The organism is Paracoccus sp. (in: a-proteobacteria) (genome assembly GCF_030536915.1).
Classification (GTDB): Bacteria; Pseudomonadota; Alphaproteobacteria; order Rhodobacterales; family Rhodobacteraceae; genus Paracoccus.
Genome location: NZ_JAUNPC010000065.1, coordinates 1 through 1696 on the forward strand (window position 1 = coordinate 1; position 1696 = coordinate 1696).

Here is a 1696-nt window from a genome sequence, read left to right on the forward strand (position 1 = left end):
AGCTCGACCCCCACCCATTGCCCATAGGTCGCGCTGCCGCGCCGGCCATCCACCGCCACGTCGTAAAGCGCACCCCGCCCGCAGCGCACCAGCTTGCCCTGCTCGTGCGGCGGCGCCTGGTAGTGCAGCCCGCGCAGCGTGCCCGCCCTGGCAGACAGCGAGTGGTTGTCTTGCACGAACGGGGGCAGGTGCACCCCCGCCTCCTCCAGCGTCCGCCGGTTCCAGCTTTCCGAAAAGAACCCCCGCGCATCCCCGTGCCGCGCCGGCGTCAGCACCAGCACCCCCGGCAAAGCCGTTTCCTCGATCCGCATCGCCATCCCGCATCCAGTTGAACGGCGCTTGCCATCTTTCCCGGAAAAGGGAAAGCCGCGTGCAACCAGAGCGATCAAGCCTCTTTGATCCCGTGGAAAAGGAGCATCCATGCGAATCGTCGGCGGCCGCCTGCGCGGGCTGAAACTGGCCGAACTGGGGGCGGGCGATCCCGCCGCGCATCTGCGCCCGACCACCGATCGGGTGCGCGAGGCGATCTTCAACCTCATCCTCAACAGCCACGGCTTTCCGATCGAAGGCGCGCGGGTGCTGGACCTCTTCGCCGGGACCGGGGCGCTGGGTCTCGAGGCTCTGTCGCGCGGCGCGGCGCGCGTGGCCTTCGTGGACGATGGCGCCCCTGCCCGCGCCCTCCTGCGGGCGAATGTGGAAAAGGCCCGCGCCATGGGCGTGACGGACATCTGGCGGCGCGATGCCACGAACCTCGGCCCGAACCGGGGCGCGGGCTACGACCTGGTCTTCCTCGATCCTCCTTATGGCCAGCGGCTGGGAGAGGCCGCGCTGAACTCGGCGCTGGCGGGCAACTGGCTCGCCCCCGAGGCGCTGGTGGTGTGGGAGGAGGACACCGATCCCCTGCCACCCGAAGGCCTGACCCGGATCGACCAGCGCCGCTATGGCGATACGCTGGTCACGCTGCTGCAAGCGGCCTGAACGCGGCCCCTCACCCTGCGGTCTTTCTTCTTTGCCCGAATATCCCGGGATCGTCGTATACCACGATGGGGCTGGTCCCCCGGACCGGCATCGCCGCCCGATTAGGCCTTCGGCCGGAACGCCACGATCCGCGCAGGGTCCGTCTCGATCCGCGCGGCGCCGATCAGGTCCAGGCAGTAAGGAACCGCCGCGAAGACCGCATCGAGGCAGGTGGCGATGGCGGCGGGCTTGCCGGGCAGAAGGATCATCAGGCAGGCGTCGCGGATGCCCGCCGTCTGCCGCGACAGGATGGCGGTCGGCACCCCCTCGGCCAGGCTCGCGCGGCGCATCTCCTCGCCGAAGCCGGGCAGTTCCTTTTCGATCACCTCGGCCAGCGCCTCGGGCGTCTCGTCGCGGGGCGCGGGGCCGGTGCCGCCGGAAATCAGGATCAGGTCGGCGCCCTCGCCTTCCGACAGGCGGCGCAGCGTCGCCGCCACCCCTTCGCGCCCGTCGGGGATGACGTGGCGGGCGATGTCGGCGGGCGAGGTCACGACCTCGCGCAGCCAGCTTTCCGCGGCGGGGCCGCTGCGGTCCTCGTATTCGCCGCGGCTGGCGCGGTCGGACACGGTCACGATGGCGATGCGGGCGGTCTGGCGCTGGGTCACGTCGGGGCTCCGGCAGGGTGGGGTGCGCGCATCCTGCCCCCTTCGCGCGCCGATTGAAACGGCCTTTCCGCGGC

Annotated in this window: 3 protein-coding genes; 1 reads left to right on the plus strand and 2 read right to left on the minus strand. The window is 71.0% G+C overall.

Going from position 1 to position 1696, the window contains the following annotated elements; translation table 11 throughout:
* Positions 1 to 311: dTDP-4-dehydrorhamnose 3,5-epimerase family protein (locus tag Q4F04_RS11120; protein WP_303369911.1), on the minus strand; the 311-nt coding region annotated here is incomplete at its 3' end.
* Between the two features lie 109 nt (positions 312 to 420).
* On the opposite strand from Q4F04_RS11120, the gene rsmD reads away from it, so the two are divergent.
* The gene (gene rsmD / locus Q4F04_RS11125) at positions 421 to 978 is read left to right on the plus strand and encodes a 16S rRNA (guanine(966)-N(2))-methyltransferase RsmD (protein WP_303369899.1); all 558 of its coding nucleotides are present in this window, start codon (positions 421 to 423) and stop codon (positions 976 to 978) included.
* A gap of 101 nt (positions 979 to 1079) precedes the next feature.
* On the opposite strand, the gene mog is transcribed toward rsmD, so the two are convergent.
* Complete coding sequence (mog, locus tag Q4F04_RS11130; protein ID WP_303369900.1) at positions 1080 to 1622, minus strand: molybdopterin adenylyltransferase; 543 nt, start codon at positions 1620 to 1622, stop codon at positions 1080 to 1082.
* Positions 1623 to 1696: the final 74 nt, after the last annotated feature.